The organism is Vibrio sp. M260112, assembly GCF_036533775.1.
In the GTDB taxonomy this organism is placed as follows: domain Bacteria; phylum Pseudomonadota; class Gammaproteobacteria; order Enterobacterales; family Vibrionaceae; genus Vibrio.
The window spans coordinates 1-22217 of record NZ_JATABH010000051.1; the positions used below are offsets into that span (position 1 = coordinate 1).

General features: G+C 44.7%; 20 protein-coding genes. 3 read left to right on the forward strand and 17 right to left on the reverse strand.

Features of this window, described 5'->3' with window-relative positions; genetic code table 11:
- Positions 1-180: 180 nt before the first annotated feature.
- The 14 genes from ptsG to yceD form a co-directional block, all read right to left on the reverse strand.
- On the reverse strand, positions 181-1611 hold the full coding sequence (gene ptsG / locus QTN95_RS16905; RefSeq protein ID WP_269376026.1) for a PTS glucose transporter subunit IIBC: 1431 nt from the start codon (positions 1609-1611) through the stop codon (positions 181-183).
- A 448-nt stretch (positions 1612-2059) separates the two neighbouring features.
- Entirely contained in the window at positions 2060-2824 is a 765-nt protein-coding gene (locus tag QTN95_RS16910) for a TatD family hydrolase (protein ID WP_331418281.1), read from the reverse strand.
- Positions 2815-3777: a DNA polymerase III subunit delta' gene (gene holB, locus QTN95_RS16915; RefSeq protein ID WP_331418282.1), complete on the reverse strand. Its 963-nt coding sequence runs from the start codon at positions 3775-3777 to the stop codon at positions 2815-2817. The genes QTN95_RS16910 and holB overlap by 10 nt, the downstream gene beginning before the upstream one ends.
- Before the next feature lie 3 nt (positions 3778-3780).
- A complete protein-coding gene (gene tmk, locus QTN95_RS16920; protein ID WP_331418283.1) occupies positions 3781-4410 on the reverse strand; it encodes a dTMP kinase in 630 nt (209 codons plus the stop codon).
- Entirely contained in the window at positions 4407-5423 is a 1017-nt protein-coding gene (gene mltG / locus QTN95_RS16925) for an endolytic transglycosylase MltG (protein ID WP_138970797.1), read from the reverse strand. Before mltG ends, tmk begins: the two co-directional genes overlap by 4 nt.
- Positions 5420-6223 (reverse strand): aminodeoxychorismate lyase, encoded by an 804-nt coding sequence (gene pabC / locus QTN95_RS16930; RefSeq protein WP_331418284.1) that lies wholly within the window; start codon positions 6221-6223, stop codon positions 5420-5422. Before pabC ends, mltG begins: the two co-directional genes overlap by 4 nt.
- A gap of 112 nt (positions 6224-6335) precedes the next feature.
- Positions 6336-7577, reverse strand: a complete 1242-nt coding sequence (gene fabF / locus QTN95_RS16935; protein WP_138970795.1) for a beta-ketoacyl-ACP synthase II — start codon at positions 7575-7577, stop codon at positions 6336-6338.
- A 90-nt stretch (positions 7578-7667) separates the two neighbouring features.
- Positions 7668-7901, reverse strand: a complete 234-nt coding sequence (gene acpP, locus QTN95_RS16940; protein ID WP_004406112.1) for an acyl carrier protein — start codon at positions 7899-7901, stop codon at positions 7668-7670.
- Positions 7902-8207: 306 nt separating this feature from the next.
- Positions 8208-8942 (reverse strand): 3-oxoacyl-ACP reductase FabG, encoded by a 735-nt coding sequence (gene fabG / locus QTN95_RS16945; protein WP_331418293.1) that lies wholly within the window; start codon positions 8940-8942, stop codon positions 8208-8210.
- Positions 8943-8969: 27 nt separating this feature from the next.
- Positions 8970-9893: an ACP S-malonyltransferase gene (gene fabD, locus QTN95_RS16950; RefSeq protein WP_269376033.1), complete on the reverse strand. Its 924-nt coding sequence runs from the start codon at positions 9891-9893 to the stop codon at positions 8970-8972.
- A gap of 66 nt (positions 9894-9959) precedes the next feature.
- Positions 9960-10910 (reverse strand): beta-ketoacyl-ACP synthase III, encoded by a 951-nt coding sequence (locus QTN95_RS16955; RefSeq protein ID WP_331418286.1) that lies wholly within the window; start codon positions 10908-10910, stop codon positions 9960-9962.
- 5 nt (positions 10911-10915) lie between these two features.
- Positions 10916-11941 carry a phosphate acyltransferase PlsX gene (gene plsX / locus QTN95_RS16960; RefSeq protein WP_138970791.1) on the reverse strand — a complete coding sequence of 342 codons (1026 nt, stop codon included), beginning with the start codon at positions 11939-11941 and terminating at the stop codon, positions 10916-10918.
- 9 nt (positions 11942-11950) lie between these two features.
- Positions 11951-12121: a 50S ribosomal protein L32 gene (gene rpmF / locus QTN95_RS16965; RefSeq protein WP_004414666.1), complete on the reverse strand. Its 171-nt coding sequence runs from the start codon at positions 12119-12121 to the stop codon at positions 11951-11953.
- Positions 12122-12152: 31 nt separating this feature from the next.
- Complete coding sequence (gene yceD, locus QTN95_RS16970; protein ID WP_138970790.1) at positions 12153-12680, reverse strand: 23S rRNA accumulation protein YceD; 528 nt, start codon at positions 12678-12680, stop codon at positions 12153-12155.
- Between the two features lie 148 nt (positions 12681-12828).
- On the opposite strand from yceD, the gene QTN95_RS16975 reads away from it, so the two are divergent.
- On the forward strand, positions 12829-13410 hold the full coding sequence (locus QTN95_RS16975) for a Maf family protein (protein ID WP_331418287.1): 582 nt from the start codon (positions 12829-12831) through the stop codon (positions 13408-13410).
- On the opposite strand, the gene rluC is transcribed toward QTN95_RS16975, so the two are convergent.
- Positions 13407-14360 carry a 23S rRNA pseudouridine(955/2504/2580) synthase RluC gene (rluC, locus tag QTN95_RS16980; RefSeq protein ID WP_331418288.1) on the reverse strand — a complete coding sequence of 318 codons (954 nt, stop codon included), beginning with the start codon at positions 14358-14360 and terminating at the stop codon, positions 13407-13409. The two genes, QTN95_RS16975 and rluC, sit on opposite strands and share 4 nt — an antisense overlap.
- 572 nt (positions 14361-14932) lie before the next feature.
- Between rluC and rne the strand changes: the two genes are divergently transcribed.
- Both rne and QTN95_RS16990 read left to right on the forward strand, forming a co-directional pair.
- Positions 14933-17932, forward strand: a complete 3000-nt coding sequence (rne, locus tag QTN95_RS16985) for a ribonuclease E (RefSeq protein WP_331418289.1) — start codon at positions 14933-14935, stop codon at positions 17930-17932.
- A gap of 325 nt (positions 17933-18257) precedes the next feature.
- A complete protein-coding gene (locus QTN95_RS16990) occupies positions 18258-19817 on the forward strand; it encodes a SulP family inorganic anion transporter (RefSeq protein WP_331418290.1) in 1560 nt (519 codons plus the stop codon).
- 324 nt (positions 19818-20141) lie between these two features.
- Here QTN95_RS16990 and QTN95_RS16995 read toward each other — a convergent pair whose 3' ends face one another.
- Entirely contained in the window at positions 20142-20975 is an 834-nt protein-coding gene (locus QTN95_RS16995; RefSeq protein ID WP_331418291.1) for a 5'-nucleotidase, lipoprotein e(P4) family, read from the reverse strand.
- 323 nt (positions 20976-21298) lie between these two features.
- Complete coding sequence (locus tag QTN95_RS17000; protein ID WP_331418292.1) at positions 21299-21916, reverse strand: HAD family hydrolase; 618 nt, start codon at positions 21914-21916, stop codon at positions 21299-21301.
- Between the last annotated feature and the right edge of the window lie 301 nt (positions 21917-22217).

Genomic DNA, 22217 nt, shown 5'->3' on the forward strand with positions numbered 1-22217 from the left:
AGTATTGGGGGCATAACGATTGGCGAGTGTTAGGGCTGTAGTTAATTGCAAAATAAAAGGCTCAAAGTTATAGAAACTTAGAGCCTTTATAAGCTATCTGCAGGATCGTTCAACCGATCATTTATCTCTTAACTGATCGGCATTAGGCTAATGCCTCCTTTTAATCAGTATGGGGATGGATTAACCGTGGTTACGAATCCACTCATCCATTTCTGTTTTCAGGTTGTCAGACTTAGTACCGAAGATAGCCTGAACACCACCTGCTACAACAACAACACCTGCAGCGCCTAGCTGTTTTAGTTTGTCTTGGTCAACAGCTGCTGTGTCTGCAACGGCAACACGTAGGCGAGTGATACATGCGTCAAGACCAGTGATGTTAGCTTTACCGCCGAATGCAGCAACAAGTTCACCAGCCAGGTCAGAACCAGTAGCAACTGAAGTCTCTTCTGTTTCATCTTCACGACCAGGAGTCTTAAGATCCATCGCTTTGATAACTGCGCGGAATACCACGTAGTAGATTGCAGCGTAAACTAGACCTACAGCAACCATCAGACCCATCTTCTGAGAGTTACCAGAAAGAACTAGGAAGTCGATTAGACCGTGTGAGAATGAAGTACCGTGTACAAAACCTAGAGTGTTAGCAACAACGTACGCAGAACCAGCTAGTAGAGCGTGAATTCCGTAAAGCACAGGAGCAACGAATAGGAATGAGAACTCGATTGGCTCAGTGATACCTGTTAGGAATGAAGTCAGTGCAGCAGAAGCCATGATACCCATTACTTTCGCACGGTTCTCTGGTTTAGCAGAGTGAGCGATAGCGATAGCAGCAGCTGGTAGACCGAACATCTTGAACATGTAACCACCCGCTAGCTGACCGAAGCCATTGCCCGCAGCACGAGAAGCCTCATCAGCCACTAGGTAACAAGTAAGTACGCCGTTTTGAGTTTCGCCAGCAGCGTTAACACAAGTACCTGCTTCGAAGAAGAATGGTACGTTCCATACGTGGTGAAGACCGAATGGGATTAGTGAACGCTCAACGATACCGTAGATACCGAATGCAACTTGTGGGTTTTGGTGAGCAGCCCAGTCAGAGAATGATGCGATAGCACCACCGATTGGAGGCCAAACAACTGAAAGAACGATACCAAGACCAATCGCAGTAAAACCAGTGATGATTGGCACAGCACGTTTACCAGCGAAGAAACCCAAGTATTCTGGAAGTTGGATCTTGAAGAAGCGGTTGAATGCCCATGCAGCAACACCACCTACTAGGATACCACCAAGAACACCAGTATCGATTTTCTCAACACCCATAACACCAGCCATTACGCCTAGTGTTGCAGTCATGATGCCGTAACCAACGATTGCAGCAAGACCAGCTACACCGTCGTTGTTAGTAAAGCCAAGTGCCACACCTACTGCGAACAGTAGTGCCATTTGACCAAATACTGAACCGCCCGCTTGTTCCATCAAATTCGATACGATATCTGGAATAAAGCCTAGGTCGGCAGCGCCTACACCTAATAAAATACCTGCAACTGGTAACACCGATACTGGTAGCATCAGAGCTTTACCAACTTTTTGCAGGTTAGCAAAAAGGTTCTTAAACATGTTTATGCTCCTGAAAAATTATAAGAATTATTGGGCTCTAACGGCACACCCCCGTAGCCTTAAATGTTAGCACCCAAAGAAAATGTAACCACATATGACAGTATATTTTCTGCCTCTAAATATATATTGCTGGTAATCAAACTTTCTAGCGAGTTACGAAATTTAGTTTCAAACTAATATATAGATCACAATCCAAAAGCTGATTTGAAATGGATTTCACCTTAATAACATCTTGTTTTTATTAATAAAATTAATGACACTTATTAATTTCGATCGGTAAATAAAATAGACACGGTTGTTATTTCATGTAACAAAATTACAACCCGTACATTTTTAATTCTCATCTTCAACATATTTAGTAAACAAGGCTAAAAAAACGGTAGCACGTGATCTTGGACACAAAAAAAAAGGAGCTTGTGCTCCTTTTTCTTACAAATCTCTTTTTCTATCACAAAAAAAGATTCCTGAAGTTTTCGCTGGTTTTTTGCCCAACCTCACCGAGTGAACACCCTTTAAGCTGTGCAATGTAGGAAGCCACCTCCACTACATACGCTGGTTGGTTCTGTTTACCTCGATGAGGAACGGGAGCTAAATAAGGTGAGTCGGTCTCAATAAGCAGCCTTTCAAGTGGTAAAGCTTTCACAACTTCTTTCAGCTCGGTGGCTTGGCGAAAAGTCACGATCCCAGAAATTGATATATAAAAACCCATTTCCATTGCGGCTTGAGCGAAAGGAAGATCCTCAGTGAAACAATGAATAACCCCTCCACATTTTTCCGCATGGCCATTCGCCAAAATATTCAATGTATCCTGACGTGCATTGCGAGTGTGGATAATGAGCGGCTTGTTCAGTTTTACCGCCAACTCAACTTGCTGCTCAAAGCGCAGCTTTTGAAGTTCTGCGGTCTCAGGCTGGTAGTGGTAATCAAGACCCGTTTCACCAATAGCCACAACTTTGGGGTGAGAGGCATATTCATGAAGTTGATCGAGTGCGAAATCGCTCTCAACATCGAGAGGATGAACACCACAAGATGCATAGACATTATCGTATGGTTCAATCAACTCAATCATATTAGGAAAAGAGTCAAGCGTAACACCAACAGACAGCAGATCAGTCACATTGGCCGCTTTCGCCTTAGCAACCACATCCTCTATACCATTGTGTAGCTCTTGATAATCTAATTTGTCTAAGTGACAGTGAGAATCTACGAACATATGTCCCCATTAAATTTGAACAGCCAATCAAGAATAAGCAACTCAGCATTTAACCCGGAGTGTAGTCTAAGCTGCTCTATGAGTTTGATTAATTCCTCAGTCTGTGTATACAACTTCTGATAGTCCACTAGCTGTGCTACTTGAGCAGCCCCTGGTGTAAAAGACGAGGTGTGCAAACCGTAGTGAACCTTTTGTGCATCTGCAAGCAGATACCATACCCAATTCAGTGATTCGCTAGGCTCTTGAGCAAGATCTTTAGCCAATTTGACAACGTCCCCTTGCTGTCGGCATAGGGCAAGAAACTGCGATTCGAGTTCAAGATAGTGACTCACTTTACCCTGTTGAACAAACGTCAATGTCGCGAGAGGCGCATTACCATTAATATGGGCAGCATAAGCAGGCACTTCACCAATCGACTGTTCGCTTAACCATTTGGCAACCGATTGAGATTCAGGAGCGGCCAAGTGCCACTGCTGACAACGGCTAGTAATTGTTGGTAATAGTGAATGTGAACGATGTGTTACCAGTAAGAACATACAGCTCGAAGAAGGCTCTTCTAACGTTTTAAGCAGGGCATTCGCCGCCGACTCATTCATCGCTTCGACAGGATAAATAACAAACAACCTTGCCCCAGATAGCTGTGACGATTCCTGCGCGAGTCGATTACATTGGCGAATCTGCTCGACAGTGATCGTCTTGCCCTCTTTTTCAGGCTGGATGATGTGATAGTCAGGGTGGCTTTTAGACTCCATCAACTGACATGAGTGGCAAAACCCACAAGCCTCAGCGGGATAGTTTTGACACATCACAGCCCGACTAAACTGCTCGATTAGTTGCTCGATACCCATCCCTTGTTGCGCGACGACAAGAGACGCGTTAGAAAAACGGTCAGTTTGTAGATTTGCCTGCCACTCCTGCCATAAGCCAGCCAGCCAAGGATAAAGTTGGTTCATAGGCTACGCGTTCACCCAATCACTTAACACGGCAGAGATATCCGCAGCAACCTTTGCAATAGCTTGCTCTGCATTGATAATCACAACAGAATCATCTTGATCAGCAATTTCCAAGTAGCGTTCGCGTGTTCTGTCAAAAAAGCTCATGTCCATTTTTTCAATGCGGTCAAGCTCACCACGCCCTCGAGCACGCTCTAAGCCGACACGAGGATCGAGGTCAAGATAAAGCGTTAAGTCGGGTTTGAAATCTCCCAAGGTAGTTTTTTTGAGGGCCTGCATGGTTTCATGAGGAATCTGACGGCCACCACCTTGATAAGCTTGAGAAGACATATCATGACGGTCACCAACCACCCAGACACCATCAGCAAGGGCTGGCTTTATCACATTCTCAACCAATTGAACTCTGGCAGCATACATCAATAGCAGTTCCGTCATGTCCTGCAACTCTTCACCTTGGTGATCTTGTTTCACAAGGGTACGAAGTTTTTCCGCCAATGCGGTACCACCAGGCTCACGTGTCTGCTGAATACGCTCAATCCCCGCCTGTTTGAGAGTTTCTAGAACAGCTTGAATCGCCGTGCTTTTACCAGCCCCTTCTAGGCCTTCGATAACGATGAATTTTGCGTTTTTCATTTGTTACTTCTTAATTGTTTTAGATACGCTTGAACAGCGCGGTTGTGTTCAGCCAATGTTTTAGAGAAAACGTGACCACCCTTACCGCTTGCGACAAAATAAAGATAGTTGCTATCTTCAGGATTCAACGCTGCGGCGATGGAGGCCTCACCAGGCATAGCGATCGGTGTTGGCGGCAATCCAAAAATAGTATAGGTGTTATAAGGTGTCGGAGTACGCAGATCTTTTTTGCGAATATTGCCGTCGTACTTGTCTCCCATGCCATAGATAACCGTAGGATCCGTTTGTAGTCGCATACGTTTATTGAGGCGATTTATAAACACTGCGGCAACACGTTCACGCTCCGATTCAACAGCCGTCTCTTTCTCTATAATAGAGGCAAGAATTAGGGCCTCGTACGATGTTTTAAGGGGTAAATTCGCCTGACGTTTTTCCCAGTGATCATCAAGCACTGCCTGAAGCTTAGCCGCAGCTCGCTTGATAATATCAAGATCGGACGCACCAAATGTGTAGTGGTATGTTTCTGCGAGTAGCAAACCCTCAAGCTTTTGATGTGGTAAACCCACTAACTCCGCGATTTCGGCCTCACTGAGTCCCATTAACTCGTGTTCTAAGTATGGCGATACTTCTAAAATTTCTCGCCACTCTTTGAATGTAGAACCTTCGACAAAAGTGATCGCAAACTGATGCTCTTTACCTTGTTTAAATTGCATCAAGGCTTGCTTAAGATCAAGGCCAGGCTCAAGAAGGTAGGTTCCTGCCCTAAGCTGGGTGAGTTCGGGATGAAAACGGCGTACGAACTGAACCATATCGCTCGTTTCTATCAAATCAGCTTTGGTTAGATTAGCCAAAACACGATTAAAACTCGTTCCTGATTCAATCGTGAAAATTTCGGCTTGTTCGATCTTTATAGGTTGATCCACATAGTGTTGAACCTGCTTGGCAACATAGAAGTAGCCAGCCGCAGCGAGTGCGACTACCAATAGCAGAAAAAGAGTGATTTTTTTAATCACGAGTTAACCATCTCCTGAATTCGTTTAGTTATTGTTCCTATTGCAAACGTCTTTTCACCTATCTGGTTTACCGGTGCAACACCAAGAATTGAGTTGGTGATAAATACTTCGTCGGCGTCTAGCACATCTGTCAAAGCGAAGTTGCTGACTTCGATTGCGATGCCATTCGCCTTGGCCCACTCCAAAATGACCCGTCTTATCACACCCGAAACCCCCGACTTAGAGAGATCAGGAGTACATAACTGGTTACCGCGAAGCCAAAACACGTTTGCCATGGTAGTTTCTATGACATGATCATCGATATCGAGTGCAATACCATCAGGTAAATGAGCGCCATCCATTTCGGCTTTCAGTAGCACCTGTTCAAGACGATTGTTGTGCTTATGCCCAGCCAATAGTGGGTTGTGTCCAAGCCGCGTGGTGCATATACCGAGCGACAATCCTTGCTCTAGCCATTGTTCATAATGAGGCGGATAAATAAAGTCGCTAATAGTAACATTTGGTGAGTCCACTTGAGTAGGGCTATATCCCCTACCCCCTTCGCCACGACTAATATGGAGTTTGATACCAGCCCTATGATCTGTTCTCACCACTCTGTCCAACCACTGCTCTACCTGCTGCCAATCAGGATGAGGGATTTGTAACAAGTCCAAGCAAGCGTTCATGCGATCTCTATGATATGACCAGTATTGAATGGTGCCATTTCTTGTCAGCATAGTGGTAAAACAGCCATCGCCGTATTGGAATGATCGATCGGTTAAAGAGATAAAATCAGAGGGACTGCCGTTAACCAAGAACATGTCACTTCCTTATATTTGTCTGGCATCGAAGCGCGTGAAAATCTTGGCTTATTAAATAACAAAACGGCTTAATGCCAAAGCATTAAGCCGTTTTAAACCAGAAAAAGTCTAATTAGATCTTTTTAAAGACTAACGAACCGTTAGTACCGCCAAAGCCGAACGAGTTACAAATTGCATACTCCATCGATACTTCTTTAGCTGTATGAGGAACAAGATCGATATCTAGGCCTTCCTCTGGATTGTCTAGGTTGATTGTTGGCGGAACAATCTGGTCAACAAGCGACATTACAGTAATGATAGCTTCAACCGAACCCGCAGCACCAAGTAGGTGACCAGTCATCGATTTCGTTGAAGACACCTTAACTTGTTTAGCACCCTCTTCACCTAGAGCGCGCTTAACGCCTTTGATTTCTGCCACATCACCTGCTGGAGTTGATGTACCGTGAGCGTTAACGTAGCCTACCTGAACACCAGTAATACCAGCATCACGCATCGCGGCTTCCATTGCTAGCGCACCACCTGAACCGTCTTCACTAGGTGAAGTCATGTGGTAAGCGTCACCAGACATACCAAAGCCAACAAGCTCAGCATAAATCTTCGCACCACGCGCTTTGGCGTGTTCGTACTCTTCAAGCACCATCATGCCTGCACCGTCACCGAGAACGAAACCATCACGGTCTTTATCCCAAGGACGAGAAGCTTTTTGTGGCTCATCGTTACGAGTTGACAGTGCTTTCGCTGCACCAAAGCCTGCCATGCCGAGTGGCGTAGACGCTTTTTCAGCACCGCCAGCAACCATTGCATCAGCATCACCGTATGCAATCATACGAGCTGCATGACCAATGTTGTGAAGGCCAGTAGTACACGCCGTCGAGATCGCGATGTTAGGACCGCGAAGACCACGCATAATAGATAAGTTACCTGCAACCATGTTAACGATGGTTGATGGAACGAAGAATGGGCTAACTTTACGTGGGCCTTTTTCAACAAGAGCAGTATGGCCTGCTTCGATGAGATCTAGACCACCGATGCCTGAACCAATCGCTACGCCTACACGAGGTGCATTTTCTTCGTTGATTTGTAAACCAGAGTCATCTAAAGCTTGGATACCAGCTGCAATGCCGTACTGGATGAATAAATCCATTTTACGCGCATCTTTCTTAGACATGTATTCAGTACAGTCAAAGTCTTTCACTAGACCCGCAAAGCGAGTTGAGAAATTTTCGGTATCAAAGTGTTCAATATTTACAATACCACTTTGACCAGCTAGCAAGGCTTTCCAAGATGATTCTACGGTGTTGCCTACCGGTGACAACATACCCATGCCAGTGACAACAACACGACGCTTGGACACGATTTTATTCTCCGGAATTGAAATGATTCTATGGAAGGATAGAAGTGTTAAAAAGAACACAGGCGGCCAGAAGGCCGCCTGGGAGAGATATTACTGAGCGCTGTTTACGTAGTCGATTGCAGCTTGAACAGTAGTGATTTTCTCAGCTTCTTCGTCTGGAATCTCAGTGTCGAATTCTTCTTCTAGAGCCATTACTAGTTCAACAGTGTCTAGAGAATCAGCACCTAGATCGTCAACGAATGAAGCTTCGTTTTTAACTTCAGCTTCGTCTACACCTAGCTGCTCAACAATGATTTTCTTTACGCGTTCTTCGATGTTGCTCATTTTTTCTTTTCCTTTACAGATTTCGCCTAATGCGATGATTCCGTAGTTTATTCGAACTACTGAAAGTTGCAAGAGGGACCTTGCTGGTCAAACCACAATTTTAGCGATTTTAACCGAAATTCAATACATTTTTGACTTAAATCATGCACAAATCTTGCGCATGTTCTCGTCATCAACCACAAACTATAGGCTATTTTTATGACAATAAGTAGCCTAGTTGACGACAAATCGTGCAAATTCACTTAGCTGGCAGAAATTTGAGTGAAAATTAATGAAAAAGTTCATCTTTTCTGCCAGGAAAGCGTTTTACACCATGTACATGCCGCCATTTACATGCAAAGTTTCGCCAGTAATGTAAGCTGCTTCTGGAGAAGCAAGGAATACTACTGCTGAAGCAATCTCACGTGGATCACCTAGACGACCAGCTGGAACGTTCGCCAGTGTGGTTGCGCGTTGCTCATCATTTAGCGCTTTCGTCATATCAGTTTCAATGAAACCAGGAGCAACCGTATTCACCGTTACACCGCGTGAAGCCACTTCACGAGCCATCGATTTAGTGAAACCGATAACACCCGCCTTTGCTGCTGCGTAGTTTGCTTGACCTGCATTACCCATAGTGCCAACAACAGAACCTACGTTGATAATACGACCTGAACGCTTCTTCATCATACCGCGTAGTACCGCTTTAGACATACGGAAGATTGGCGTTAGGTTAGTGTCGATGATGTCATCCCACTCAGAGTCTTTCATACGCATTAGTAGGTTATCACGAGTGATACCAGCGTTGTTCACTAGAATGTCGATTGCACCGAACTCGTCGTTAATAGTCTTAAGCGTTGCTTCAATTGACTCAACGTCAGTTACGTTTAGTGCGAGACCTTTACCATTTTCACCAAGGTACTCGCTGATCGCCGCAGCACCACTTTCAGACGTTGCTGTACCAATAACGGTTGCACCGCGCTCAACAAGCAGTTCAGCGATAGCGCGACCAATACCACGACTAGCACCAGTTACTAGAGCAATCTTGCCTTCTAGGTTCATCATGTTCGTTATTCCTTAAATTCTTTATTACTTAGCAGCTTCTAGAGATGCAACATCATTCACAGCTGCGCCGCCTAGCGTCTTAACAATGCGTTTTGTCAGGCCAGTGAGAACTTTACCAGGGCCAAGTTCCAATAGCGTCTCAACACCTTGCTCACTCATCAGTTGCACGCTTTCAGTCCAACGAACTGGGCTGTATAGCTGGCGTACCAGTGCGTCTTTGATTTTCGCTGGGTCCGTTTCTGCTGCGACATCAACGTTGTTAATCACTGGGAACTGAGGTGCGTTAAATTCGATCTCTTCAAGAGCAACCGCTAGCTTGTCAGCCGCAGGCTTCATTAGTGCACAGTGTGAAGGTACTGATACAGGTAGAGGAAGTGCACGCTTAGCGCCCGCTTCTTTACAAAGTGCGCCTGCACGTTCTACCGCATCTTTACTACCAGCGATGACTACCTGACCTGGAGAGTTAAAGTTAACTGGTGATACAACGTCACCTTGTGCTGCTTCTTCACACGCTTTCGCAATTGCATCATCGTCTAAACCAATGATTGCGTACATTGCACCTGTGCCAGCTGGCACTGCTTCTTGCATTAGCTGACCACGAAGCTGAACAAGCTTAATCGCTTGTTTAAAGTCAATAACACCCGCACAAACTAGCGCAGAGTATTCACCTAGGCTGTGACCCGCTAGGTTAGCTGGTTGCTCAAGGCCAAGCTCTTGCCACACACGCCAGATAGCAACAGAAGAAGCTAGCAATGCTGGCTGAGTACGGTGCGTTTGATTGAGATCTTCAGCAGGACCATTTTGGACCAATGCCCATAGGTCGTAGCCAAGAGCGTCAGACGCTTCAGCAAATGTTTGTTTAACTACGTCATACTGTTCGCCAAGTTCAGCGAGCATACCTACAGCTTGAGAACCCTGACCTGGAAATACGATAGCAAACTTGCTCATTTTCTTTTCCTTAAAACAAAGTAAGAAAGATGCGACTAAGCACCTTAATCATAAATTTCGTCTGGCTTAGAATTTGACTAAAGCCGAGCCCCATGTGAAGCCGCCACCGAATGCTTCAAGCAACAGTGTCTGGCCACGCTTGATACGCCCATCACGTACGGCTTCATCTAGCGCAGTTGGTACCGTCGCCGCCGACGTGTTGCCGTGTCTATCTAGGGTAATGACCACTTGATCCAGTGACATTGATAACTTTTTGGCCGTAGCAGAAATAATGCGATAGTTCGCCTGATGTGGAACTAACCAGTCTAATTCAGACTTGTGCATGTCATTCGCGGCAAGCGTATCTTTAACCAGCTTAGAAAGCTGAGTCACCGCAACCTTGAACACTTCATTACCTGCCATGTGTAACCACTTGTCAGCGTCTTTACCACGTTCAGGTACTTCAAGGCTGAGTAGCTCACCAAATCGACCATCTGAATAAATGTGAGTCGAAAGAATGCCTGGTTCTTCGCTCTGCCCTACTACGACTGCACCCGCACCGTCACCAAACAAAATAATGGTTGAACGGTCTGTCGGGTCACAAGTTTTAGAAAGTGCGTCAGAACCAATCACCAGCACATTTTTGCACATGCCCGATTTGATATGTTGATCCGCTACAGACAAAGCATATACAAAACCTGAACATGCCGCTGCTAAGTCAAATGCTGGACAATCTTTTATCTCAAGCTTGGCTTGAACCTGACATGCAGACGATGGGAAGGTATGGCTGCCACTCGTTGTCGCGACAATAATAAGGTCAATATCGTTTTTATCGATACCTGCCATTTCAATCGCATTTTTCGCAGCGATATAACCCATGTCGGCAACTGTCTCGTTCTCAGCAGCAATGCGACGTTCTTTAATACCCGTGCGAGTAACAATCCACTCATCACTAGTATCTACCATTTTCTCAAGGTCTGCGTTAGTACGCACCTGAGATGGCAGGTAGCTGCCAGTACCTAAAATTTTGCTATACATGAAGACTAATAATGCCTCTCGAGTAAAACCGCTTCCAAACGATCGCTAATACGGCTGGGTACTTGTCGTTTGACCTCATGCAGTGCTTCACCAATCGCGTTGATGACTGCGTCTACGTCAGCACTTCCGTGGCTTTTTATGACAATGCCGCGCAATCCTAGCAAACTTGCGCCGTTATACTGGTCGGGGTTCAATGTTTTTAGCTCATTAAATAAGCCAGAAAATAATTTTCTTGCAATCCAACCTTTTAGAGATGAGGTCATCATGCTCGATTTTAACTTATCAATAAATAGCTGAGCTGTGCCTTCACAGGCTTTAAGACAAACATTGCCCACGAAACCATCACAAACAACAACATCTGCGGCATCGTGTAATAGCTGGTTACCTTCAATGTAACCAACAAAATTAACCGAATGAGTCTGAGCGAGCATCTCCGCGCAACGCTTTACAAGGTCATTACCTTTAATTTCCTCGGCGCCGATATTGAGAATCGCGACACGAGGCGCTCGCTGCAAATATTGCTCGGCCAGAGCGCTACCCATGACAGCGAATTGAAACAGTGAATCGGCATCACTTGATACATTCGCCCCTAAATCGAGCATCCAGGTTCGTCCCCCGGAGGCGGTAGGTAACGCAGAGATAAGAGCTGGCCTTTCGATTCCAGGTAACAATTTCAACTTGAAACGAGACAGTGCCATCAAAGCGCCCGTGTTACCACAACTTACACAAGCGTCCGCTTGATTTTCAGCGACCAATTCAATTGCAGTGGCCATTGACGTGCCGTGGCTATTTCTAAGTGCAAGAGAAGGTTTTTCTGAGTTGGAGATCACTCGGTCAGTATGCTGGATACTCAAACGCGTATCCTGTTTATAACCAAGAGAAGATAATTGAGACGTGATCGCGGTTTGATCACCAATAAGGATCACTTTTAGCTCTGGGAAATGCGACAGTGCCTGCACGGCGGCAGGCACTGTGACGCGAGGACCGAAATCCCCGCCCATTGCATCAAGTGCAACGGTTATATTTTGCAAAGGTCAACCTTACTTGTTGATAACCTTTTTGCCACGGTAGTAACCTTCAGCAGTTACGTTGTGGCGTAGGTGAGTTTCACCTGAAGTTGCGTCTACAGAAAGTGCTGCTGTAGTTAGTGCATCGTGTGAACGACGCATGCCACGCATTGAACGTGATTTCTTGCTCTTTTGTACGGCCATTGACCCTACTCCTATGTAAGTTCTTAAAGAATTACTTCTTTAAGCTTTTTAAAACGTCAAATGGATTCGGTTTCTTTTCTTCCACAATTTCTTCTGGAAGTTTACCAAACACCATATTATCTGAATCAACGCTACAGTCCGCTTCATCGTGCATTGCTATTTGAGGCAAGTTTAGAATGAACTCGTCTTCAACTAACTGTATTAGGTCTATTTCACCGTACTCGTTCAGATCTACCAAATCGTACTCTTCCGGTGCTTCCTCTTCAGTCTTTTCACCGTAATACGGTGTATAAGTGAATTGGACGTCGCACTCATGTGCGAAAACCTCATTACAGCGTTGACACTCTAAGTCGACCACGATGTTAGCTTTACCAGAGATAACAACGAGTCGCTGCTCATCTAAGTCAAATGACATTGACACTTGGGCGTCGCGTTTAACGCCTTCAACTGATTCCTCTAAGCGCTTAAAGAGACTAACTTGAATAATACCTTCAACATCTAGTCGCTTTTGAGCAGCGCGTGACGGATCAATCGTACGCGGTATTTTTACCTTTTGCATAGGGCGCGAATTTTATCTTCCAAATCGTTTAGAGTCAAAGAAAAAGGGCAAAAAGTTGTACTTTTTTTCCTTCTCCTCAAGAGAGCTAGTATCACAACCATAATATAGATTAAGCTCACACTAACCCGCTGTTAGATTGTAAATTAAAATGCAGAATTACCAACTAGTTTTAGCCTCAACATCACCATACCGCCAACAACTGCTCAATAAATTGGCAGTTTCATTTATTACTGCCTCTCCACAATTTGATGAAACACCCTTAGAGCACGAAACACCTATTGAGCTAGTTTCACGCTTAGCCAAAGGAAAAGCAGAGTCATGTCAGGTTGAAGAAACGGCTTTGATCATTGGTAGCGACCAAGTGTGTGTGATTGATGGTCGAATCATTGGTAAACCACTTACCGAGCAAAAAGCGATTGAGCAATTGACACAACAAAGTGGTCAATCGATTCAGTTTTTCACTGGTCTGGCTGTGCACAACAACCTCACCAAGCAGACAGAGGTTAAAGTCGACACCTTTACGGTCCATTTTCGCTCACTAAGCCAACAGCAAATAGAAAGTTACGTGGCTAAAGAGCAACCACTATACTGTGCTGGCAGCTTCAAGAGTGAAGGTTTGGGTATCGCGCTATTCGAGCGACTCGAAGGTAAAGATCCAAACACCTTGGTCGGATTACCATTGATCGACTTGATTGATATGTTACGCAACCAAGGGTTTGAGGTGCTCTAACGAGCAGTACTTGCTCTTAGACCTGCCAGTGTCTTTTCTAACTTCGGTTCCATCGGCGCATTAATTTCCATCCATTCATCATTAGAAGGGTGCTGAAACTTAATATTCGCCGCATGAAGGAAAAGACGATCTAGCCCTACTTTCGCCGTGTATGCATCAAAACGTCGGTCACCGTATCTGTCGTCCCACGCTATCGGATGACCCGTGTACTGAGTATGCACGCGAATTTGATGGGTACGACCCGTAATAGGGCTTGCTTGTATCAGTGTTGCATCGGCAAACTTCTCGATAATCTTAAATCGAGTTTCTGATGGTTTACCGTTAGGGTTCACTCGCACAATGCTGTTAACTTCATTTTTAAGCAAAGGGGCGTTGACAACCTTACAACTGCTTTTCCACTCACCCATGACTAAAGCGAAGTAGTACTTCTGAACGGTCTTTTCACGAAATTGCGCTTGTAAGTGACGTAGCGCTGAACGTTTTTTTGCCACCAACAAGATTCCTGACGTATCTCGGTCAATGCGATGCACCAGTTCAAGAAAACGTGCTTCTGGACGTAACGCCCTTAACGCTTCAATGGCTCCAAACTTTAGACCACTTCCGCCATGCACTGCTGTACCTGAAGGTTTATTTAAAACCAACATATGATCATCTTCATAGATAATCATGTGCTCAAGCTCAGCCACCTTATTTAACTTTGTACTAGGGGCGACTTCATCGGCTTTTTCTTCAACGGTGACTGGTGGAATTCGGATCAGATCCCCAGCTTTCAGCTTATATTCCGCTTTGACACGTTTTTTGTTTACTCGTACCTCTCCCTTACGCAAGATTCGATAAACCATGCTTTTAGGGATACTTTTCAACTGGTTACGTAAGAAGTTATCAATACGCTGACCCGCCATATCTTCGTCTATGTCGACAAACTGGACATTTGTTCTTATTTCACTCATCTGATTATTCTATCATTCAAAGTTGCGCAAAATCACATTTTCTTCGCAACATATTGGAAAATGGCTCAACTAATAATGGATGCAAGATCCGCTACGAATAAAAATTCATCGACTTTATTACAATTTCATAAATTAGGCTCAATAAAACCTATAAAACAGATACTTACGGAAAATAAAATCGGCTTTTTTAGCGAATTATTATAAAGCAGATTGCTGACTTTAATGGGTACTGCTATAGTTCACCCCTGCAATAAGTGATTTGGTTGCCTTTTAAACAAACCAACTCATTTTTGAGCAATAATTTGAGTAGCCCGTTAATTTACCAAAATGCAGCACACGGCGTAAGACATTTTTGAAATTAACAATCTTGTCACCCTACTCGTCGCCGATCATGTTGAGTGTTTACCGCCAATAATGCGGCTCACAAGCTAAACGAGAAAGCTTGTGAGACTGAAGTGCCCGAGCGCATCCCTCCAGCCGGGAGGCTGCAAAGATTAAGCCATGGGATCTGGCACCATGAAAGCGATAGCAATGACAAGTAATAAAACAAAGAATGACAACGAGATTTATCAATGAAAAGAATGTTAATTAACGCAACTCAAAAAGAAGAGTTGCGTGTTGCTTTGGTTGATGGTCAGCGCCTGTACGATTTGGATATCGAAAGCCCTGGACATGAATCAAAAAAAGCAAATATCTACAAAGGACGTATCACTCGCATCGAACCTAGCCTTGAAGCGGCTTTCGTTGACTATGGTGCAGAAAGACACGGCTTCCTCCCTCTAAAAGAAATTGCCCGCGAATATTTCCCTGAAGGTTACACCTACCAAGGTCGTCCAAGCATTAAAGAAGTGCTTACTGAAGGCCAAGAAGTAATCGTACAAGTTGAAAAAGAAGAACGCGGTAGCAAGGGCGCAGCTCTTACTACGTTCATCTCGCTTGCGGGTAGCTACCTAGTTCTTATGCCAAATAACCCTCGTGCCGGTGGTATTTCTCGCCGTATCGAAGGTGATGAGCGTACTCAACTCAAATCAGCACTTAGCACATTAGAACTACCGCAAGGTATGGGCCTAATTGTTCGTACTGCGGGTGTTGGTAAGAGTGCAGAAGAACTTGAGTGGGATTTAAACGTGCTTTTGAACCACTGGGGCGCAATTAAGCAAGCTTCAGATGCAAACGCGGCACCTTTCCTAATCCACCAGGAAAGCAATGTTATCGTTCGAGCGATTCGTGATTACCTACGTCGTGACATTGGCGAAATTCTTATCGATAGCAACACCATTTACGAACGTGCTCTTGAGCACATCCGTTTGGTTCGTCCAGACTTCGTAAATCGTGTTAAGAAATACGATGGTGAAGTTCCGCTGTTTAGTCACTACCAAATTGAGAGCCAAATTGAGTCGGCCTTCCAACGTGAAGTTCGTCTTCCATCGGGTGGTTCAATCGTTATTGACCCAACAGAAGCTCTTACATCTATCGACATTAACTCTGCTCGCGCAACTAAGGGTGGTGATATCGAAGAGACAGCGTTAAACACTAACTTAGAGGCAGCGGAAGAAATTGCACGTCAACTTCGTCTACGCGATCTCGGTGGTCTAGTGGTTATCGACTTTATCGATATGACTCCAGTTCGACACCAGCGTGAAGTAGAGAACCGACTACGCGACTCTGTTCGCATGGATCGTGCACGTGTACAAATAGGCCGAATTTCTCGCTTCGGTTTGTTAGAAATGTCTCGTCAACGTCTTAGCCCTTCGCTAGCAGAAGCAAGTCACCATATTTGCCCTCGCTGTACAGGTACTGGCGTAGTTCGTGACAACGAATCTCTTGCATTGTCTGTTCTTCGTCTGATTGAAGAAGAGGCATTGAAAGACAATACAGCTCAGGTTCTTGCAGTTGTACCTGTGCCTATCGCTTCTTACCTATTAAATGAGAAGCGCCGCTCAGTGAACCACATTGAGCGCATTCAAGACGTTAAAATTACTGTTGTACCAAATTCTGATATGGAAACGCCGCACTTTGACGTGATCCGTATCCGCGAAGGCGAAGAGTTTGATCTTCTCTCTTACCTATTGCCTCAGAAAATCGAAGCAATGAAAGAGGCTGAAGGTAAAGAACCTGCAGAAGTTGATATTAAGCCTAAGAAAATTGAAGAGCCTGCTCTGAAAGGTTTCGCGGCACCAACACAGTCAGCACCTGCTCCTAGCCCAGTAAAAGCGCCTGAGAAGAAAGCAGACAACGCGGAACAACAAGAGTCACAACCTGGTCTTGTAAGCCGCTTCTTTAAAGCTTTAGGCAGCTTCCTTTTCGGCTCTTCACAAAAAGAGCAGGATCAAGAGAAGCAACAGCAGAACGAGCGTAAAGACGGTAACCGTAACAACCGTAACCGCCGTAATCGCAATGATAACCGTCGTCGCAGCAACCGCGATAACCGCAACGAAAGTCGTAACGAAAACCGTGAAGACAAGCGCGATAATAAGCGTAAGAACACACGTGACGAAGCGAAGAGCGAAGTAAAAGCGAACGAACGTAGTAAGCAGCAACAAAACCGTAAGCCTAAACAGGAACCACGTCGCAACAAGCGTGACGATGTTAAGGCAAGCAAAGTTGCTGAAGAAGGCCTGAAACTGGCGGCTGATGCACAACTTAATGAGAAGCCAGAAGCAGCTAAAGAACGTTCTGAAGAGAAAGCGGCAAAAGTGAAAGAGCGACGCCAGCGTCGCAAACTTTCTAAGCAAGTTCGTGTTAAAGATCAAGAGGCACAAGCTAAAGCTGACGAAGAAGCAAAACTGATTGCTAGCGATGCTAAAGCAGAGATGTTCGAAGAGGCTGTTGTGGAAGCTGAAGCAGAAGAGTCTGCTGAGCAACCAAAACAACGTCGTAACCGTCGTTCGCCTCGTCACTTACGTGCTAGTGGACAACGTCGCCGTCGCGGTCGTGACCGTCGTCCTAACCCATTCCGTTTACGTAAGGGTGGCGTAGCCTCTCCTGAGATGGCGATGGGTAAAGTGATGCCAAGCTACGGTATTATTAAGCCAGCACCTAAACACGTGAAGGCTGATAAAGTTGAGGCTCCTGTGGTTGAAGCGGTTGTCGTTGAAACAGCAACGAGCACTTTAGGTGGTTTCGCTTGCCCAGAAATGGCAATGGGCAAAGTCATCATTCGCCGTGAAGAACCAGTGATTGTTGAAGCGCAACAAGCTGTGGTTACTGAAGTGGCTGATGAAGCTCCAGCGGTTGAAAACGAAATCGTTGAAGTTGCAGTGGTTGAAGTTGAAACAGTTGAGGTTGAAGCGGTTGAAACGGCTCCAGTAGCTGAGGTTGTAGAGCAATCTGAACCTACAGTTATTCAAGCTGAGCCAGTTATCGAAGCCACAACTTCTGAAATCTTGGTACCTCAAGGCTTTAAAGGTCACGCAAGTGCTCCTATGGCAAAAGCCCCAGGCAACAAAGAGATGAAAGAGATCACTGTAGTCTCAGCTCCGCTTAAAGAAGACCGTTACCAGTCTCGTGGCGCAGGCAGCCAAGTTGCTACAAACCAAGCTGGCGCAGTAATGACCAAACCTCAGTTTTAGTCATCACTGATCTGTTGATAAACAGCCTCTAGTTAGAGGCTGTTTTTTTATCTCTTGCAAACTTCAATGTAAGCAAACACCTACAATGAAACTGATTAAGCGATTTGCATCTATTGATCACAAATATGGTTCAATACTGGCTCCAATCTTGAACTTAATCACACTTTTCGGTAGCATTCGCCGACTCGACCTGAATCTATACTCTACGTAGTTAACCACCGAGAGTATTTCATTTAGTCACTCTGCTCTTTTACATTGCATTTTGCCCAGTGACGACTAAATACAATTCAGACTACTTATAACCACTTAGCCAAACTGAGCAAACATGTTTGAATTCCCACAATTTTCAAAACACTCTGTAAAAAATGATGTTTTATCAGGTTTAACCGTTGCACTTGCCTTGGTTCCTGAAGCCGTCGCATTCGCTTTTGTCGCGGGTGTTGACCCAATGGTCGGATTATACGCCGCTTTCATCGTTGGCCTAATCACCTCAATTTTTGGCGGTCGTCCAGGAATGATCTCTGGTGCAACAGGCGCGATGGCCGTTGTTATGGTATCTCTAGTTGCGTCACACGGCGTACAATACCTCTTCGCCGCTATCTTGCTCGCAGGTATCCTACAGATTGCTGCTGGTCTATTTAAACTCGGCAAATTCATTCGTATCGTGCCACATCCTGTTATGATCGGTTTCGTTAATGGTTTGGCGATTGTGATCTTCTTAGCCCAGCTTGGTCAATTTAAAGCACCGGATCTCAATGGTATGCTGACTTGGTTACCACAAGACCAGATGATGTTGATGCTTGGTCTCGTTGCGCTTACGATGGCTATCATTCATTTCTTACCTAAGTTCACAACTGCCGTCCCTTCATCACTGGTGGCTATTGTGACAGTAAGTGCTCTAGTTATTGGCTTAGATCTGGAAACACGTACCGTTGTTGACTTCTTACGCACTATGTCAGGGGATGAAGCCGCAACGCTAGCAGGTTCATTACCGACTTTCTCGATCCCTGCAGTACCGTTGACATTTGAGACGCTGCAAATCATCTTGCCATACGCCATCATTCTTGCGGCTATCGGCCTGATTGAATCTCTGCTTACACTGACAGTACTTGATGAGATGACGAACAGTCGTGGCCAGTCTAACCGCGAATGTATCGGTCAAGGTATGGCAAACATGACCTGTTCCGTATTTGGGGCAATGGGTGGTTGTGCGATGATTGGTCAATCAATGATCAACGTAAACTCAGGTGGCCGTGGTCGCCTGTCGGGTATCGTCGCGGCAGTTGCACTGCTGATGTTCATCCTGTTTGCTTCCGCGCTGATCGAAATGATTCCACTCGCGGCACTTGTGGGTGTGATGTTCATGGTGGTTATCGGCACATTTGAATGGGCAACCTTTAAACTCGCTCGTCGTGTACCTAAACAAGATTTCTTTGTTATTGTATTGGTAACCGTCGTTACCGTACTCACTGACCTTGCTATCGCTGTCTTTGTCGGTGTGATTGCGTCCGCTCTGATGTTTGCTTGGCAGCACGCTAAACACATTTACGCGGATACCTGCATTAACGAGGAAGGCTCAAAAGAGTACAAGATCCACGGTCCAGTATTCTTTGGCTCAGTGGCTAATTTCCTAGAAATTTTCGATGCAATCAAAGACCCTAGCGATGTTATTGTCGATTTCGCAGATTCACGCGTCACTGACCATTCTGCTATCGAAGCGATTGAAACCCTTGCAGAGCGCTATTCTGCTCAAGGTAAGACATTACATCTGCGCCATTTAAGCCCTGACTGCCGTAAACTGCTCCACAAGGCGGGTAGTCTGGTCGAAATTAACGTCAAAGAAGACCCAAGCTACAAGGTCGCCACTGACGTGCTTGCGGGCTAATCCGCTCACATATGCAAAGGGCTTCCAAATGGAAGCCCTTTTCTTTGTTATATCGTTAGACTTATACAGGGGTCTACACCGAAACCGCCAAAATTTCCGAACTGACAGTCCTTTGATCTGCCCCTTTGAGCGACATCGCTATATGAGTAGATTGGCTATCGGTGAGTTTAGCCAACTGACTGACGAGTTTACAGTTGCTGCTTACTTTAAGTGTAGCAATAATTAGGGGAAACATAGCGAACCCAATTTGGCTGACACAGGATTTTAAGCACCCTTCAATTTAAGCCCCATTTGGGGCTTAAATTTTAGTTGTATCATTTAAAATTAGTTGCCGTCCCAAGCAGATTTTGTAGCGGCGTTAATGAGGACTTCTCGGTTTTCTTTACTCTGAGGTGGCTCTGAATCACCAAAAATAGCTGCGATCCAATGACCATCGGTTGGATTCGGAAAAAGAATGTACTTGCTACCGTATAGCTCTTTATCTTCTTCCATTTTAGCTATACGACCATCTACATCACCTTTGATGTAGTATTTACGCTTAAAGTCATTCAAGTTATCGCCAAGAAAGACAATGACGTTATAGTCTTTTAAAATTTCTTTCTGACGCGTTTCTTTGTTGGATGTGTCCATGAGTACAGTCAGATGAGAGTCGTCTTTCAAAGGGAATCCCATTGCCAGAATATTTTGTTTGGCTAGCTCCCATGTCGGAGCTCCTTGATTGCGTGAAGTGACATAGAAAATATCGACATTTTTGCTATTCACATATTCAAGAAAATCACTTGCTCCAAATGATGGGATCATACCATTAGTTGGAACCCATTCATCCCAAATTGGATCTTCGAAGAAATCCTTGTTGTGTTTTATTAAGTGTCCCCAATATTCAAGAGGAAGTACCAGAGTATCATCAAGATCTGTCACAATAGCTAAAGGTTTGTCTCCTTTTTTGTGTTCCGAAAGTGCTTTGTCAATGTGCATTTTCGCCACGTTGAACCCTTGATAATAGAGTGCTCGATATTCTGCTGCTGTTTGTTTCCAAGCAACAGCATAACCTAGTAAGTTATTTTCATTAGTCGTTTCGGCAGCGGAAGATAGATTTGGAAGTAGAGCCGCTAAGGTAGCTATACTAACGGTAGTAATGTTTTTCATTAGTTTTTTCATTGTCAAGTTCAATCCTTTTGTGTAAACAACGGCATTATTAAATATGATGCTTACTAATTTGAAGTAACGTTCGACATGCTCGCAAGCATAAGCAATTGATCTGTTATCAACAAACTCAACGAACAACCCCTAGGCAAAAGGTCACATAATCGACAATTGAGGGAAATTCGCCTATTTACCCATTTGGTTTTTTGACGGGATCAATAAATGGGCAAAAAAGCCAGCTACGGACAAAACCAAGCAATCTCTATCTATGGAATTGGATTCGCTTTATGCAGAGTGTTTCGCTGAACATGCAAAATGGAACTAGACCCGAAAACGCCCTAGATATTCAGCCCTAGCGAGATTAAGTCTTTTTCACATTGGTCTATATCTTCAAATTGAATTGCATACATACCAACAAACTTTGCTCCTTCGACATTGTAAAGCATGTCATCAATAAACACGGTCTCTGAAGCTATAAGATTGAACTTATTGAGTAACGAATGATAAATTTCTGGTTGAGGTTTCAGCATGCCCACATCCGCCGATACTATCGCGCCATCAAATAGCGGCCAAAATGAGTAGGTTGACTTTAAGTAAGATACTATTTCGTGAACGTTATCCGTTAGTGCATAGACACCATAACCTGCATTTTTAATGCGTTGAACGAGTTCAATTGAACCATCTATGAGGCGTTGAGTCTGCGTTACATAATAAAATAGCTGTTCACTTTCCCGCTCTGATAATCCGAGTAGCTGCTGATATTGAGTTTTGGCTTCTGTTTCTGATATGAGCCCTTTGTTCAAATTTACCCACGTCTGGGATTGGAAGATTACTTTGGCAAGTTGTTCATGATCTTCACGCTCCACAAAAGTGAGTCGAGTAATCTCTATAGGGTCCCAGCGGACAATCACGTTGCCGACGTCGAAAACAATGTTTCTCACTTTTGGTTGAACCATAGTTTTATACCTGAATGAATTGGTCGTTTAGACTTGCTGATACTTCAAAGTGTGATCACCAAGCGATTCTGTCGTACCTTAATTACCAAGCAACTTTGTCGTTCGCTTAATTACCGAGGGAATTTGACGGCCTCTATTTTTGCGTAATCCTCTAAAGGATGTCCAAAGACTCGACGCCTTTAAAGCTAATTGACGAGTAAACCAACTCAATGCGTTGCTTTAATGTACATTAAATGAATCCCTGTCGGGGTTATCTTGGTTAAATCTCGGCTGTACACATAGCCATATTTTTCTAACAAGT